14 protein-coding genes are annotated in these 15,992 nt (G+C 65.1%); 1 reads left to right on the top strand and 13 read right to left on the bottom strand.

Annotation, left to right across the window (positions count from 1 at the left end):
- Positions 1–7 precede the first annotated feature (7 nt).
- From ACKWRH_RS15135 to hydA, 11 genes are all read right to left on the bottom strand, one after another.
- Positions 8–931: an ABC transporter permease gene (locus tag ACKWRH_RS15135; protein WP_445221199.1), complete on the bottom strand. Its 924-nt coding sequence runs from the start codon at positions 929–931 to the stop codon at positions 8–10.
- On the bottom strand, positions 928–1,869 hold the full coding sequence (locus ACKWRH_RS15130; protein WP_028148437.1) for an ABC transporter permease: 942 nt from the start codon (positions 1,867–1,869) through the stop codon (positions 928–930). The genes ACKWRH_RS15135 and ACKWRH_RS15130 overlap by 4 nt, the downstream gene beginning before the upstream one ends.
- A gap of 17 nt (positions 1,870–1,886) precedes the next feature.
- On the bottom strand, positions 1,887–3,491 hold the full coding sequence (locus ACKWRH_RS15125; RefSeq protein WP_445221198.1) for an ABC transporter substrate-binding protein: 1,605 nt from the start codon (positions 3,489–3,491) through the stop codon (positions 1,887–1,889).
- A 141-nt stretch (positions 3,492–3,632) separates the two neighbouring features.
- On the bottom strand, positions 3,633–5,303 hold the full coding sequence (nikE, locus tag ACKWRH_RS15120; protein WP_445221197.1) for a nickel ABC transporter ATP-binding protein NikE: 1,671 nt from the start codon (positions 5,301–5,303) through the stop codon (positions 3,633–3,635).
- The gene (locus ACKWRH_RS15115; protein WP_445221196.1) at positions 5,300–6,148 is read right to left on the bottom strand and encodes an ABC transporter permease; all 849 of its coding nucleotides are present in this window, start codon (positions 6,146–6,148) and stop codon (positions 5,300–5,302) included. The genes nikE and ACKWRH_RS15115 overlap by 4 nt, the downstream gene beginning before the upstream one ends.
- The gene (locus tag ACKWRH_RS15110; protein WP_445221195.1) at positions 6,145–7,179 is read right to left on the bottom strand and encodes an ABC transporter permease; all 1,035 of its coding nucleotides are present in this window, start codon (positions 7,177–7,179) and stop codon (positions 6,145–6,147) included. Before ACKWRH_RS15110 ends, ACKWRH_RS15115 begins: the two co-directional genes overlap by 4 nt.
- Before the next feature lie 28 nt (positions 7,180–7,207).
- Positions 7,208–8,827 carry an ABC transporter substrate-binding protein gene (locus tag ACKWRH_RS15105; protein WP_445221194.1) on the bottom strand — a complete coding sequence of 540 codons (1,620 nt, stop codon included), beginning with the start codon at positions 8,825–8,827 and terminating at the stop codon, positions 7,208–7,210.
- 107 nt (positions 8,828–8,934) lie between these two features.
- A complete protein-coding gene (locus ACKWRH_RS15100) occupies positions 8,935–10,371 on the bottom strand; it encodes an NAD(P)-binding domain-containing protein (protein ID WP_445221193.1) in 1,437 nt (478 codons plus the stop codon).
- Positions 10,368–11,117 (bottom strand): SDR family oxidoreductase, encoded by a 750-nt coding sequence (locus ACKWRH_RS15095; protein WP_445221192.1) that lies wholly within the window; start codon positions 11,115–11,117, stop codon positions 10,368–10,370. The genes ACKWRH_RS15100 and ACKWRH_RS15095 overlap by 4 nt, the downstream gene beginning before the upstream one ends.
- Position 11,118: 1 nt before the next feature.
- Positions 11,119–12,093, bottom strand: coding sequence for an NAD-dependent epimerase/dehydratase family protein (locus ACKWRH_RS15090; protein ID WP_445221191.1), 975 nt, complete (start codon positions 12,091–12,093; stop codon positions 11,119–11,121).
- 16 nt (positions 12,094–12,109) lie between these two features.
- Positions 12,110–13,579 (bottom strand): dihydropyrimidinase, encoded by a 1,470-nt coding sequence (gene hydA / locus ACKWRH_RS15085; protein ID WP_445221190.1) that lies wholly within the window; start codon positions 13,577–13,579, stop codon positions 12,110–12,112.
- A 56-nt stretch (positions 13,580–13,635) separates the two neighbouring features.
- Here hydA and ACKWRH_RS15080 point away from each other — a divergent pair, with 56 nt between their 5' ends.
- Positions 13,636–14,298, top strand: coding sequence for an aspartate/glutamate racemase family protein (locus ACKWRH_RS15080; RefSeq protein ID WP_445221189.1), 663 nt, complete (start codon positions 13,636–13,638; stop codon positions 14,296–14,298).
- Here the strand turns inward: ACKWRH_RS15080 and ACKWRH_RS15075 are convergent.
- Both ACKWRH_RS15075 and ACKWRH_RS15070 read right to left on the bottom strand, forming a co-directional pair.
- Positions 14,295–14,963, bottom strand: a complete 669-nt coding sequence (locus tag ACKWRH_RS15075) for a flavin reductase family protein (RefSeq protein WP_445221188.1) — start codon at positions 14,961–14,963, stop codon at positions 14,295–14,297. The two genes, ACKWRH_RS15080 and ACKWRH_RS15075, sit on opposite strands and share 4 nt — an antisense overlap.
- 5 nt (positions 14,964–14,968) lie before the next feature.
- Positions 14,969–15,901, bottom strand: a complete 933-nt coding sequence (locus ACKWRH_RS15070; RefSeq protein ID WP_445221187.1) for an N-carbamoyl-D-amino-acid hydrolase — start codon at positions 15,899–15,901, stop codon at positions 14,969–14,971.
- Positions 15,902–15,992 lie beyond the last annotated feature (91 nt).

Below are 15,992 nucleotides of genomic sequence, written 5' to 3'. Positions count from 1 at the left end.
CTCGACATCAGAGGCTCTTGGCCATGCGCGGATCGAGCGCATCGCGAAGGCCGTCGCCGAGCAGGTTCACGGCGAGCACGGTGACGGAGAGGAACGCCGCCGGGAAGAACACGATATAGGGCTTGACCTGCCACAGCGCGCGCCCCTCGGCCATAATGTTGCCCCAGGACGGAATGGTCGGCGGCGTGCCCGCCCCGATGAAGGACAGAATCGCCTCCGTGATCATGGCGCTGGCGCAGATGTAAGTCGCCTGAACCAGCATCGGCGCCAGAGTGTTGGGCAGGATGTGGCGCAGGATGATCATCGGCGTGCGCGTGCCGCAGGCGACCGCGGCGTCCACATAGGGCTGCTCGCGCAGCGACAGCACCACACTACGGACAAGACGGGAAACCCGCGGGATCTCGGCGATGGTGATGGCCAGGATGACGTTGCCGACGCTGCCGCGCGTCAGTGCCATCAGCGCGATTGCGAGCAGGATCGGCGGGATCGACATCAGGCCGTCCATGAAGCGCATCAAGATGCCATCCGCCCAGCGGATGAAGCCGGAGACGATGCCGATGGCGAGGCCCGCCGCGGATGCGAGGATCGCAACCGACAGGCCGACCGTGAGCGAGACCCGCGCGCCAAAGAGCACGCGCGAATAGATGTCGCGGCCGAGCACGTCGGTGCCGAACCAGAAAGCGGCCGACGGCCCCCGCGTGCGTTTGGCGGGCGCAAGTGCTGTCGGATCGACCGTCCCGAGATAGGGCGCGAAGATCGCGATCAGAACCAGCGTCAGCAGCAGCGCACCGCCGATCGCGACGGTGGGATGGTCGCGCAAGAGGCCGATGAAGCCGCGCCGGATCGTGACCGGCCGCAGGATTTCAGGCAGTTGCGGCGCGAGAACGAAGCCGGCCGGCAGCGCTTGCGGATTGACGGTCGTATCGGTCAATAGCGGATCCTCGGGTCAACGAGCGTATAGACGACGTCGATCATCAGATTGACGAGGACGTAGACGAAGCTGAACAGAAGCACGATGCCCTGGATGACGGGATAGTCGCGCCGCAGGATCGCGTCGATCGTGAGCCGGCCGAGGCCGGGAATCGCGAACACGCTTTCCGTGACGACCGCACCGCCGATCAGGAGCGCAATGCCGATTCCGATCACGGTCACGATCGGGACCGCTGCATTCTTCAGCGCGTGAACGAAGAGGATACCGCCCTGCCCGAGGCCCTTGGCGCGCGCGGTGCGGATATAGTCCTGCTGCAAGACTTCAAGCATCGTGGCGCGCGTGATGCGCGCGATCAGCGCGATGTAGACGCAGCCGAGCGCGATCGAGGGCAGGATCAGGTTTTGCAGCCACGGCCAGAAGCCCTCCGTGAGCGGCGTGTAGCCCTGCACCGGAAGCCATTCGAGCTCCAGCGCGAAGATGTAGGCAAGGACATAGCCGACGACGAACACGGGCAGCGAGAAGCCGAACACGGCGAACGCCATGATGGCGCGGTCGATGAAGCTGCCGGCCTTCCATGCCGCCACCACGCCGAGCGGCACGGCGACCACTATCGTGAGCAGCAACGTAACGGTCATCAGCGACAGCGTCGGTCCGAGACGCTGTCCGATCATCGCGGAGACCGGAAGGTTGGTGAAGATCGAGGTGCCGAGATCGCCGTGCAGGATGCGCCAGACCCAGCTTCCGAACTGGATCAGGAAGGGACGGTCGAGGCCGAGGCCCTGGCGAATGCGCTCCACATCCTCCGGGCTCGCCTGATCGCCCGCGATCACCACGGCGGGATCACCCGGCGCGATATAGAGCAGGCTGAACACGAACAGCGCGACGATTGCCATCACCGGCAAGGTCGAGACGATGCGACGGAGGATGTAAGAGAGCATCTGGCTTCAGCGTACCATCATGCGGATTTCGACACGTTCCAGAAGAACGGCAGCGGCCCCTTGGTGATGCCGGAGACGTTCTTGCGCCATGCCGTGTAGGTCAGGAAGAAGCCGGTCGGCGCGTAGACGACATCCTCGAGCGCCGCCTTGTTGACCTGCCCGATCGCGGCCTTCTCCTCCTCGAGATTCTTGGCGTCGAACCAGGCCGTGATTTCCTTCTCGGTATTCGGGCTGTTGGGCCAGCCGAACCAGGCCTTGTCGCCATTGGCGCGGATGGCGGTGTAGGCGGCCGGATTGATGCAATCGGCGCCGGCGTGCCAGCTGTGGAACATATTCCAGCCGCCCTGCCCCGGCGGTGTCTTCATCGCGCGGCGCGCGCCCACCGTGCCCCAATCGGTCGCGACGAAATCGACATTCATGCCAAGCTTCTTGAGCAGATCCGCGGTGACGTCGCCCTGCGCCTTCGTGATCGACTGGTCCTGCGCGACCACGCATGTGACCGGCTGGCCGGAATAGCCGCTCTCGGTGAGCAGCTTCTTGGCCGCATCGAAATCGCGCTTTCCTTTCAGGATCTCGCCGCCCAACTCGGTGTAGAGCGGCGTGTCCGGCGTAAAGAAGCCGGGCAGCGGCTTCCACAACGTATCGTCGTCGCCGACCAGTGCACGCATATAGTCTTCCTGGCTCAACGCCATCAGCACCGCGCGCCGTGCCTTCACGTTGTTGAAGGGTGGGTGCAGATGGTTCATGCGGAAGGAGCCGATATTGCCGAGGGGATCGCCGATATCGACGCTGATGTTCTTGTTCTTCTTCAGCACGGGCACGAGATCGGAGATCGGGTTCTCCCACCAGTCGACCTCACCGTTCTGCAAGGCGGCGGCAGCGGTGGCCGGATCCGGCATCACCAGCCACTCGACGCGATCGACCAGGATGTTCTTGCCGCCGGCAAGCCACGACGCCTTCTCCTGTCGCGGCACGTAGTCGGTGAACTTCTCGAACACCGACTTGGCGCCGGGCACCCATTCGCTCTTGGCGAACTTCATCGGACCCGAGCCGACATATTCGTTGATCTGCTTGAATGGATCGGTCTTGGCGATGCGCTCAGGCATGATGAACGAGCACGGTGCGTTGTTCTTGGCCAGCGCGTACAGCATCTTCGGGAAAGGCTGCTTCAGCACCCATTTGAAGGTGCGATCGTCGACCGGGGTTAGTTCCTGCTGGATCGCCAGGATCATCAGGCCCATCGGATCGCGTGCGGCCCAGCGCGTCAGGCTGGCGACGACGTCCTTGCTGAGCACCGGCTCGCCATCGTGGAATTTGAGACCCGGGCGCAGCTTGAACGTCCAGGTCTTGCCGTCGTCGGTTGTCTCCTCGGACTCGACCATCTGACGCTGCGGCTGGAGCTTGGCATCGACGCCGTAGAGCGTGTCCCAGACCAGCGCCGCCGCGTTACGCACAACATATTGCGTGCCCCAGATGGGATCGAAATTGGCGAGGTTGGCTTGCGGCACGAAGCGCAGGGTGCGCGCAGAGGCGCCTTGTGCGATCGCCGGCGCCGAGAGGCCACCCGACAATGCCAGACCGCCCGCGCCGGCCAGTCCCTTCAATACGGTCCTGCGATCCATGAAATCCTCCCAGTTGTGCCGTGATGCCGGCCATCGTTGGCCAAAGGCAGGTGAAACCAGAACCCGTTGGCGTGCAAATGGTATGCCACTAGCCGGGCCTTCGCCAGCGGGATCTCATCGGGATTTCGACCGGTTCAGGCTTCAAAGCGCGGCCGCCAGCGCCGGTCCGGTCTCGATATGCGGAATCGCCTCGACCAGCTTGCGCGTGTAGTCGGTTTTCGGATTGTCGAACAGCGCCCGACTCTCCCCCTGCTCCACGATGCCGCCGTTGCGCAGCACGATGGTGCGGTCGCAGAGCATGCGCACGACATTCAGATCGTGGCTGACGAACAGCAGCGCGATGTCATTCTCGCGTCGCAAGCGGTCGAGCAGTTGTAGCACCACCGCCTGCACCGAGACGTCGAGCGCGGCGGTCGGCTCGTCCAGCACCAGCAGCCGCGGCCGGCAAGCGATGGCGCGGGCAATGCCGACGCGGGCCTTCTGGCCGCCGGAGAGCTGGTGCGGAAAGCGCGGCAGCAGATCGAGCGGCAATCCCACCCGCTCCGCGCACTCTTCCACACGCTTGCGCAGCGCATCGCCCGCACGCATGCCGTCGAGCCGCATCAGGGGATGGGCGATGCAGTCGAACGCCGTGAAACGCGGGTTGAGGCTCTCGTTCGGGTCCTGGAAGACCATCTGGATGTCTTTGCGCAAGGGCGAACGGTGGAAGTCGCGTGAGGCGACGTGGCCGATCGACTGCCCGTCGAACACGATATCGCCTTCGCTCGGGTCGATCAGGCGGCAGATCATCCGCGACGTCGTGCTCTTGCCGGAGCCGGACTCGCCGACGAGCCCGACGCTCTCGCCGCCGGCCATCGTCATCGAGAAATCCGCGACCGCCGCGGAGCCCTGGTCAAAACGCTTGGCGAGCTTGCGCACCTCGAGGAGCGGCGGCGTCCCGTGCGGGAGCTGTTGCCTCGGCTTGCTGACGATCGTAGCGTGCCGCTCCCGCTCCTCCTCCGTCACGAGGTCCTCGATCCGCGACGTCGCGGTCGGCGATGCCGCAACGAGGCGGCGGGTATAGGCGTGCTGCGGTGTGCTGAAGAGCTTTTTGGGGCTCGCTTCCTCGACGATGCGGCCGCGCTCCATCACGGCGATGCGGCGGCAATAGCGCGCGGCGAGGCCGAGATCGTGCGTGATCAGGATCGTCGCCATGCCGCGCGCGGCGGCAATATCTGCGAGCAGATCCATCACCACCTTCTGGGTCGTGACGTCGAGGCCGGTGGTCGGCTCGTCGGCGATCAGCAGCGCAGGATTGCACGAGATGGCAATCGCGATCATCACGCGCTGGCACATGCCGCCGGACAGCTCGTGCGGATAGGCGTTCATCCGCGTCTCGGGGTCGCGGATCTGGACCGCGCGCAGCAGATCGAGCGCCTCGGCGCGCGCGGCGTCCTTCGATATCTTCTTATGCGTGAGGATCGCATCCGCGATCTGCAGGCCGATCGCGCGGATCGGATTGAGCGCCGCGCGCGGATTCTGGAAGATCATCGACATCGCGGCTCCCTGGAGCTGACGGAGGTCATCGCCCCTGAGTTTTGTGACGTCCTGCCCGCGAAACAGGATCTTGCCGCCGGTGACGCGCCCGGCCGCATCGAGCAGCCGCGTCGTCGCGAAGCCGGTGACCGACTTGCCCGAGCCGCTCTCGCCGACGAGGCCGAGCATCTCGCCCTTCCCGACCGTGAGCGTCACGCCGCGCACGGCCTCGACCAAGCCGCGCCGCGTCGAGAACGAGACGTGGAGGTCGTTGATCCCTAGGAGCTCCTCGCTCATGTGCGCATCCGCGGATCGAGAATGTCCCGCATCCCGTCGCCGAGGAGATTGAAGCACAGCACGGCCATCATCAGCGCAAGGCCAGGAAAGGCCACCAGCCACCATCGCCCGGTCGAGATGAAGCGCGCCCCTTCAGCGACCATGATGCCCCATTCGGGCGTCGGCGGCTTGACGCCGAGACCGATGAAGGACAGGCCGGCGGCATTGAGAATGGCCCAGCCGAGATTGAGCGAGATCTGCACCGCCATTGCCGGCAGAATGTTCGGCAGCAGGAAGCGCAGCACCACCGAGAAATGGCTCTCACCGCAGGCGCGCGCGGCCTCCACCCAGCCGACATTGCGGCGGACATTGACCTCGGCGCGCGCGAAGCGGATGTAGAACGGAAGATTGATGATCGCGGTCGCGATCACGATGTTCTCGATCCGGTTGCCCAGGGCGGCGACCATCGCCATCGCCAGCACGAACAGCGGAAAGGCCATCATCACATCGACGAAGCGGCCGACACCGCGATCGAGCTTGCCGCCGGCATAGCCGCAGAACGCACCGACGACGGCGCCGATCACGAAGGAGATGCCGACCGCGGAGACGGCAATGGCAAGATCGAGGCGCGCGGCGATGATGAGGCGGCTGAAGACGTCGCGTCCGAGCTGGTCGGTGCCGGCGAGATGCGCCGCGCTCGGCGGCAAAAGAGCCTCCGAGACATTGGAGACCACGGGATCATAGGGCACTATCCACGACCCGAAGATCGCAATCAGGACGAACAGCGCAACGCCGGCCGCGGCAACGGCGGTGAGCGGATTGCCGCGCAGAATCCAGACCGAATGGCGGAGAGTTGCGCTGGTCATTCGATCGACACCCTGGGATCGGCGATGCCGTAGCAGATGTCGACCACGAGATTGACCAGCACGAACAGGCTGGCCATCAGCAGCACGAACCCCTGCACCGGCGCATAGTCGGAGGATAGGAGCGCATCGAGCGCGTAGGAAGCGACGCCCGGCCAGGAGAAGACTTTCTCCACCAGGACATTGGCGCCCAGCATGGTCGAGAACACGATGCCGGCGATGGTGATGACGGGCAGGATCGCGTTCCGCAGCGCATAAGTGACGACCACCTTGCGCCAGGACAATCCGACCGAGCGCGCGGTGCGCACGAAATCGCTGCCGAGCGAGACCAGCATCGAGGCGCGCGTGATGCGCGCCAGCGGCGCGATCACGAACAGGGCCATGCTCACCGCCGGCAGGATCAACTGCTTGCAGGCCGCCCACCAGCCCTCGACATCTCCAGTCAGCAGGAAATCGATCGACAGGAAACCGGTCCGCTGCGGCGGCAGCGAAGTAAAGACGTCGATCCGCCCGGTCGGATCAGGCGCCAGCCCGAGCAGGTAGTAGAAGACATAGATCAGCAGCAGGCCCGAGACGAACGTCGGCACGCAGACGCCGAGCGCGCAGAACAGCCGCACGCCGTGATCGACGATCGAGCCGGGCTTCAAGGCCGCGACCACGCCAAGCGGCACCGCAGCGATCAGCGCGATCAGGAGCGCCGTGAAGGTGAGCTCCAGCGAGGCCGGCAGCCGTTCGCGCAGGTCCTTCAGCACCGGCTGCCCCGTCATCATGGAACGGCCGAGATTGCCGTGGCCGATGTCGGAGAGATAGAATACGAGTTGCTCCGGCACCGACCTGTCGAGCCCCATCTGCTTGCGGATCTGCTCGATCTCCTCCTTGCCGGCATTGGGCCCCGAGGCGAAGAACACCGCGGGGTCGCCGGGCAGCACGCGCATCAGGAGAAAGGTGAAGACCAGCACACCGAACAACGCCGGCAGCGACGACAACAGCCGCCTGCCCGCCCGCACCATGGTTGCGCCAAGTCCGGTCGTCACCTCTGAGAGCTCCTCTCGTTGTCCGATGTCACTTGCGGCTGACGTCGCGATAGTCGACCTGGCGGTGGAACTCGTAGGTGTACCCTTCGACCGACGACGCCATCACCGCATCCTGGTTCGGCTGCCACAGCATGATCTGCGGCATCAGGTCGACATGCATCGCGTTGAGCTTGCGACCGGCGTCCTCATACTTGGCCTTATCCGGCTCGAAGCGCGCGTCCTGCGCGATTGCGGCAAGATCCGGGTTGTTGATCGAGCTGTAATTCCAGCGCTGATTGCCGGTGTAGAAGTTGCGGTAGAAGTAATCGGTCGACGGCAACCACGCTACGATGCCCTCGGTATAGAAGGGAAGCTTCTTCTCGTTGATCTGCGTCGACATCTGCGCGTCCGGCAGTTTCTGGATGTCGACCTTGATCCCGATCTTGCCGAGTGACTCCTTCACCAGTGCGGCCATCGGCTCCGCGGTCGAGGACTGGCCGACGTTGAAGCTGAAGGTGGTCGAGAAACCCTCGGGGAGCCCCGCCGCCTTGAGATATTCCCTGGCCTTGTCGAGGTCGAGCTTCACCGGCTGCTGGAACGGATAGATGCCGTTCAGCGGCTTGCCGTCCGGCCAGCTCGCGCCGAACAGCGGCGCGCCGCGGCCGAACAGAGCGGCTTTGAACATGTCGTCATAGGGCAGCGCGTAAGCGACGGCGCGGCGGACATTGACGTTGTCGAAGGGCGGCATCTGGTTGTTCATCGAGACATAGGTGATCGCATTGTACTGCGGGGTCGAGACCACCTTGAGCTTGCCCTTGGCCTCGAGCGACTGCACGTCGCTGGCCTGGAGATCGACGACGAGGTCGGCATCGCCGCGCTCGACGAGATTGGCGCGGGTGGCCGGCTCCGGCACCGACTGAATGATCACACGCTTGAAGAACGCGGGCTTGTTGGCCGAGCCGCGATTCCAGGCCTCATCCCGTTTGATGATGACCTGCTCGCCCGGCTTGAAGGTCTCGACCACATAGGCGCCACTGCCGGCGGTGTGCTCCTTCAGCCATGCGGTGGCCCAGGGATCATCCGCCGTCGCGTGCTCCTTTGCCATCTTCGAGTTGATGATCATGGGATAGACGGTCGCGAGATTGGGCAGCGCGAGCTTGTCGGGCTTTGGCAGCGTCACCTCGATGGTGAGGGGATCGATCACTTTGAACTGGTCGGCCGACGTCAATGATCCCGTCAGCAGCTGGGCCTTGCCGAGGATCGGCGCGGTGACGCAGCGATCGAGCGACCATTTCACGTCCTCCGCCGTGACGGGCGAACCATCCTGGAACTTGGCATCCTTGCGCAGGCGGAAGGTCAGCTTCAAGCCATCGGGGCTGACGTCGTAGGATTCGGCGAGCTCGCCGGTGATCGTGTCGAGGTCGAACACCCATTTGCCGTTGAGCTGCTTGCGGCCGAACGCCACCAGCCGATCATAGGTGCTCATGCTCAGCGCGAAGGATTCGCGCGTCGATCCGGGGATGTTGGGATCGAGCGTATTGACGGCCGAGCCGGTGACATAGCGCAACGTCTCCGCCCTGGTCTGTGCCTGCGAAGGCGCGGTGGCAATGAGCAACAGCGCAGTGGTGGCGAGGACTGAGGCCGCGGGCCTGAAAGACACAAAACGCATTCGTTTTCCCCAAAATTTCGGCAAGAACGCCAGCAAGGCAGGTCAAGAAAGAAGCAAGTTGCGCGCCAATTCCGCAGAGGCGCTTCGTCTCGGCGGTGCATGGATGATCATCGCGATTCCTCCATTGTTCGCGCGGGCCGCGCAACCACGGCCTGCGGCACGTCATAGGCGCTGAGCGAAGCCCAGTGACGTTCAACATCGGCGCGAAACAGGCCGCGCGTCAGGCCATCGACCAGCTTGGGAACGGCCGTCGTCATCGCGTTGATCGACGATCCCGACGGACCAAAGCTCATGGTGGAGGCGATGGCGAACAGATGGATGTCGGAGATCCACGGCGTCTCGCCCGGCATACGCTCGGTGAAGGCGTAATCGCCGGCGAGATAGGGAAAGCGACCGAGCCGCGCGTTGTGCTCGCTCGCAGGCGGCTGGTAGCGATCGGCCCAGGTCGCGATATTGCCGGCAAAGCGGCGCAGCTCGCCGCGGCCGGCAAAGTTCATGTCGATGCCGGTACCGCAGATGACGAAATCAGCCGTGACCGTGCCGCGTGGCGTGTGCAATTCGACACCGCCATCGGTCCGCCTGGTGCCCTCGACCGGCGCGCCTTCATGCAATGAGAAATTGGCGTGACGCGCGCAGCGATCGTAGGTCGGTTGCGGAAAGCCTTCGCGCATCTCGAGGATCTTGCGCATGAAGCGCCAGCGCCAGGCATCATCGAGATCGCTGAGATGGCGCAGGAAGCCGCGAAAGGTGAGCCAGCGATAGGGCTGGATTACCTGGATCTGTGCGCGGCGGCAGAGCAGATGGACTTCGGCCGCGCCCGCCTCCAGCGCGGTCGCCGCATTGTCAAAGGCGGACGCGCCCGCGCCGATCACGGCGACACGCTTGCCGCGCAGGTTTTCGAAGTCGATGTCATCGGCAACGGTCGCGACCGAACTCGCCGGCAACTGACGAAGCGGCTCCGGAATGACCCAGTCGCCCATTCCCTCCTGCCCCGTCGCCAGCACGATCTTGCGGGCATAGAGCGTCTCGACGCCATCGGCGCGCCTCACGCGCGCGGCGAGCAGACCGTCGGACGCAGGCGCGATCTCCAGAAGCTCGCGGCCGTTGCGCACGGGTAGACCGATCGTGCGTCGCAGCCAGAGCAGATAGTCGGCCCAATGCTCTCTCTGGATCAGGTTCAGCGCCTGCCAGCTTTCCTTGCCGAAGCGGGCCTCGTGCCAGGACTGATAGGTCAGGCTCGGGATATCGAGATCAGGTCCCGTATAGTCCTTCGGGCTGCGCAGCGTCGGCATGCGGGCATAGGTGAGCCACGGGCCTTCCTTCCCCTCCTCGACCTTGTCGAGCAGCAGGATGTTGCTGACGCGCGAGCGCATCAGGCCGAAGCCGATGGCAATGCCTGATTGGCCGGCGCCGACGATCAGCACGTCGAGCGCGGGCTTGCCGTCCGGTCCCGTCTTCGGCTCGAGCCACGCGGCGCCGGGATGCGCGATCCTGGCAAGATCGGCGCGAACGTCGGCTTCAAGCTCGGTCAAGGCCTCACTCATGCCGCGAGCCAACCTCCGTCGACCACCATCACCGTGCCGGTCGTGAAGGAGGACGCATCGCTGGCCAGATGCAGCGCGGTCTGCGCGATTTCTTCCGCCTGACCGAACCGCCTCATGGCGTGGCGATTGCGCGAGGCTTCGCGCACCTCGTCCGAATTGGCGTGCCGGGCAAAGCTGCGGCGAAGCATCGGCGTGTCGATCGCGCCGGGCGCAATCGCGTTGACGCGGATGCCGTCGGTCGCGAAATCCACCGCCATGGTCCGCGTCAGGCTGACGATCGCGCCCTTGGCTGCGATATAGGCACTGTTGCCCTTGCCGCCGGCGATCGCAAGCTGCGATGCCAGCGTGATGATCGAGCCGCCCTTCTGCCGCTGCATCTGCGGCACCGCCGCCCGCGCCCACAGCCAGGTGCCGCCGACATTGGCGCGGAACACTGCGTCCCAGTCTTCCGGGCTCGTCGTCAGCACGGTCCCGCCGCAGGAGAAGCCCGCCGCGGTCATGAGGATATCGAGACGGCCGAGCCGCGCCACGACATCGCTGACAACGCCCTCGGCGAAACCGGCATCGCCGACATCGCCGACATGCGTCGTCGCCTCTCCGACCAGGCTCAACGTCTCCTGAAGGCCCGCGGCATCGCGATCGACGAGGGCGAGATGCGCCCCTTCCTCCGCAAACAACCTAGCGCTGGCGCGACCGATGCCCGACCCTGCTCCGGTGATGATGGCCGTGCGCCCCTGCAGCCGCATCTCAGATCCACTCCTTGTGCCGGGTCAACCAGGCGCTCATCGCCGCGGCGGACTGGGCACAGCCGAACCGCGCGCGCCAGCCGAATTCGTCCACCATCCGCGTCACCGACAGCGGCGCTCGCGCTGGCCCGTGCAGCTTGATGACCGTTTTCTCTCCAGGCGCCGCGAGCCGGCACTCCAGGCCGGGGTGCAACGCCGCGAACGCCTCGCCCCATTTCAATGCAGGCCACGCCCCGCCGTTCGAAATGTTGTACAGCCGATGACGAGGGCGCTCGGCTTCGACCAAAATTGCGACAGCTTCGGCCGCGTCCGGCGCGTAGGTCCAGTCTCGCATACCCGGCTCCGGCATGATCGCCGGCTCACCGCGAGCGAACGCGGCCAGGATCTGATACTGGAGGCTCGGTGTATCGCGCACTGAACCGGGGCGCTCCCACGGCCCGAACACCGCAGTCAACCGCACGCTCAGGAAATCGCCGCCGAAGAGCTCGGCATGGCGGGCGACCGAGCGCTCCGAGGTGAACTTGCTGATCGCATAGAACGAGACGGGATCGCAGGGCGTCTCCTCGTCCAGCATGTCGACCCGCCCACCGGATGTGCCATAGGCCGACGCCGACGAGAGATTGACGACACGGCGAACGCGATGACGTATCGCAGAGAGCAGGATCGGGATCTGCGCCATCACGTTGATTTCGAGAACGCGCGCGGTTGACGCTCGCTCGAGCTCGTCACCCGCCGTGATGGCAGCACCGAGCACGATCGCATCGCAGCCGCCGGCAATGAGGCCGTCGATGGCGCGTGCGTCGGTGATATCGCCCTGCACGGCGGTGAGCCGTGCGCCGTAGTCAGCAAGAGATCGCCGCGCAGATGGCGGCAACTCTGCGCGGTCATACAGGGTGACGTCATGGCCGCGCGCGAGCAGCACCTCCGCCAGATTGAGGCCGACAAAGCCGGTGCCGCCGAAGATGACGATCTTCATCGCGCGCGATCCACCGTCACAGCAGTTTTGCTCCAAAATTCCGCTCGGGATCCATGTCGGCGACGAGCCGCCCCGTCGGCTTTGCCGCCTCGCCGCCGCTCCGCGCCAGGAATTTCCCGCTGCCGGCGGACACGAGACACTTGTTGCCGTCGATGATCACCCGCCCGCGCGAGAGAACGCTAACCGGCCAGCCCTTCAGCTTGCGGCCCGCGAACGGCGTGTAGCCGGCGAGGTCGTGCATCATCTCGTCGGCGATCACGGTCTCGCGGTTGGGGTCCCAGATCGCGATATCGGCATCGGCGCCGATCGCGATCGAGCCCTTGCGCGGATGCAGATTGTAGATCTTGGCCGGCGCCGTCGAGGTCAATTCCACGAACTTTTCAAGGCCGAGCCGCCCCTTCGACACCATCGCGTCGAACAGCAGCGGCAGCCGCAGTTCCAGCCCGGGCAGGCCGTTCGCGACCTGCTTGAAGTTCGGATTGGGGCCGGCGCGCAGCTTGCCGGTCTCGTCGTAGCGATACGGCGCATGATCGGACGAGATGGTCTGGAGATCGCCGAGCGACAGCGCCTGCCACAGCGCTTCCTGGTCGGAATGCGTGCGCGGCGGCGGGCTGCACATCCACTTCGCGCCCTCGGCGCCCGGCTTGTCGAGATCGTTTGCCGTGAGGAACAGATATTGCGGACAGGTCTCGGCGAAGACCTTCAACCCCTGCCCGCGCGAGTCGCGGATGACCTTGGCGCCTTCGGCCGTGGACACATGGAAGATCATGATCGGCTGGTCGATCAGCGCCGCCATGCCGATCAACCGGGTGAAGGCTTCCGCCTCCGAGACGCGGGCGTGGCTGACGGCGTGATATTTCGGCATGGTGTAGCCGCGCGCAAGCAGGCGCTTCACCATCCAGGCGATGATGCCGTGATTTTCGGCATGGGCGCACAACATCGCGCCGGACTGGCGCGCGGCGAGCAGGATGTCGAGCAGCGGCTCGTCGTCGACCTTGAGCCGGTCATAGGTCATGAAGATCTTGATCGAGCCATGGCCCTGCTTCACCAGCGCCGGAATGTGCTCCTCGACCGTCTCTTTGGTCGCGTCAGCGATGATCATGTGAAAGGCGTAGTCGATCACGGCGCCCTTCTTGGCCAGCGCGTGATAATCCTCGACCACCTGCGGCAGCTTCATGCCGACATGCTGGGCCGCGAACGGGATCACCGTGGTGGTGCCGCCGAAGGCGGCAGAGACGGTCGCGCTCTCGAAGGTGTCGGCATTCATGATGCCGGCCGCGGACAACTGCTCGATATGGGCGTGGCTGTCGACGCCGCCGGGCAGCACCAGCTTGCCGCGCGCGTCGATCTCGCGTTTCGCCGCCGGGAGCCCCCGGCCGATCGCTGCGATGGTCTCGCCGGAGACGGCGACATCGGCCTCGAACACATCGGTTGTGGTGGCGACGCGGCCGCCGCGGATGATCAGGTCATAGGTGGGTTCAGTCATGAGGCACTCCGTGATAGGCTTACGGCACGTGATCGCAATTTCGTGGAAAGACCATCATGCCCCGGCCGCGCATTCTCGTCATCAATCCGAACTCCAACCCTGCGGTCACGCAAGGGCTGGAGGAGGCGCTCAAGCCGCTCGGTTTCGAGGGTGGGCCGGAACTGGTCTGCCAGTCGCTGGCCGACGGCCCGTTCGGCATTGAAAGCCAGGCCGACGTCGACGGCGTTGCGATGCCGCTGCGCCGGCTGGTCGAAGGCGACAACAGCTCGGCCGCCTTCGTCATCGCCTGCTACAGCGATCCCGGGCTTCAGGTCTGCCGCGAAGGCACTGATCGGCCGGTGTTCGGTATCGCCGAGTGCGGAGTGCTGACGGCGCTGGCCCGCGCCGAAACCTTCGGCGTCATCGCGATCGCCCAGCGCTCGATTCCGCGTCACATGCGCTATCTCCGGCAGATGGGATTGACCGAGCGCCTCGCCGGCGAGCGGCCGCTCAACATGAGCGTTGCCGAAACCGCGTCGGGTGAAGGCACGCTGGCGAAGATGATCGAAATCGGCCGCGCGCTGCGCGACGAGGACGGCGCCCGCGCCATTGTGATGGGCTGCGCCGGCATGGCGCGCCATCGCCGTCCGCTGGAAGACGCGCTTGGCATTGCCGTGATCGACCCGACACAGGCGGCCGTCACCATGGCGCTGGGTACGGTGCAGTTCTCGGCTCACTAGGCGTCCTTCAGCTCTTTGGCGTCCTGGCGCGCGAGCCATTGCGCATGGCTCTCGCGCGCAAGCGCAAACGTGTCGCGCTGCGTCGTGTAGAGATTTCCGAACATGCGACCGATCGGCCGGTAGGCATCGAGATCGACATACATGTTCGCCTCGTCGACAAGACCCGCGCGGGCGTGGACCCTGAGCACCTCGCCGACCAACAGCTCGCGATCGGGCGAGAAGGTCAGCACCACATGGCGCCGGCATTCGAGCGCGAACGGCGCTGCGGCAAGGCGCGGAACCTTCACATCGACTGAGGGAACTGTGACCAGCCCGGTCGCCGCGACCTCGCTGTCGCCAGAGGGAAAATCGACCGCGCAATCATTCATCGCGGCAGACAGCGCCTCGTCCACCATGTGAACCACGAACTCGCCGTCGCGATGGATGTTGCGGGTGGTGTCCTTCGGGCTGTGATCCGGCTTGTGCTGGAGTCCGAGCACGATCAGCGCGGGGCTTTCGGAGAACACGTTGAAAAAGCTGAACGGCGCGGCGTTCACCGCTCCGTTCTGGTCGAGCGTCGTCACCAGCGCGATCGGCCGCGGCACGACCACGCCGCACAGCAGCTTGTAGCGGTCGCGCGGATCGAGCTCGGCTAAGGAAATGCCGGATGTGCTGTTGCCTGCCATCGGCGTCACTTCTCCGGCGGCGGCACCGCGCCGGTCTGGCTGGTGATCAGGCCGTAATGCTCGATGCGGCGGTGCTGGGCAAAATTGAAGATCGTGGACTTGCCGAACGTCGTGGCATCGAGGTCGCAAGCGTGAACCAGGACCTCGTCGCCCTCCGTCTTGGCCTCGGCGACGATCTCGCCATCGGGATCGACGATCAGGCTGCCGCCGAACAGCGGATGGCCGTCCTCGACACCCGCCTTGGCCACCGCGACCACCCAGGTCGCGTTCTGATAGGCGCCGGCCTGCACCGAGAGACGGTTGTGAAACAGCCGCTTCTCGACGCCCTCCTCGCTCTTCTCGGCATTCACCGACGGCGTGTTGTAGCCGATCAGCACCATCTCGACGCCCTGCAGGCCCATGACGCGATAGGTCTCGGGCCAGCGCCGGTCGTTGCAGATGGCCATGCCGATGATGCCGCCCAACTCGCGCCAGACGTTGAAGCCGAGATCGCCCGGCTCGAAATAGCGCTTCTCGAGATGCTGGTGCGAACGCTTGGTATCGTATTCGACATGGCCCGGCAGATGGACCTTGCGATATTTTCCGACGATCTTGCCGGACTTGTCGGTGAGAACAGCGGTGTTGAAGTGATGCCCGTCCGGCGTCAGCTCGGCATAGCCGAAGTTCATCGCCATCTGATGCTGCGCCGCACGCTCGAACAGCGGCTTCGTCGCCGCATTCGGCATCTCGCGCTCGAACCAGATATCGGCCTCTGCGCGGTCCTCCGAATACCAGCGCGGGAAGAACGTGGTCAGCGCCAGTTCCGGATAGACGATCAGGTCGGCGCCCTTCGCCTTGGCCTCGTCCATCAGCGCGATCATGCGCTTGATCACGGCCTCGCGGCTGTCGGCCTTCTGGATCGGGCCCATCTGGGCGGCGGCAACGGTGACGATACGCATCAGCGAGTTCCTGATTTCCTGGTGAGGCTGGGGATCGTAGCTTGAGGGGCGTGCCGGCGCGCGCAGCATAACGCGGTCTTGCGCCGTTTTT

It is taken from the genome of Bradyrhizobium sp. Pa8, assembly GCF_052588265.1.
The sequence above is the reverse complement of the archived record's forward strand: the minus strand, read 5'-3'. Positions and strand labels throughout refer to the sequence as shown.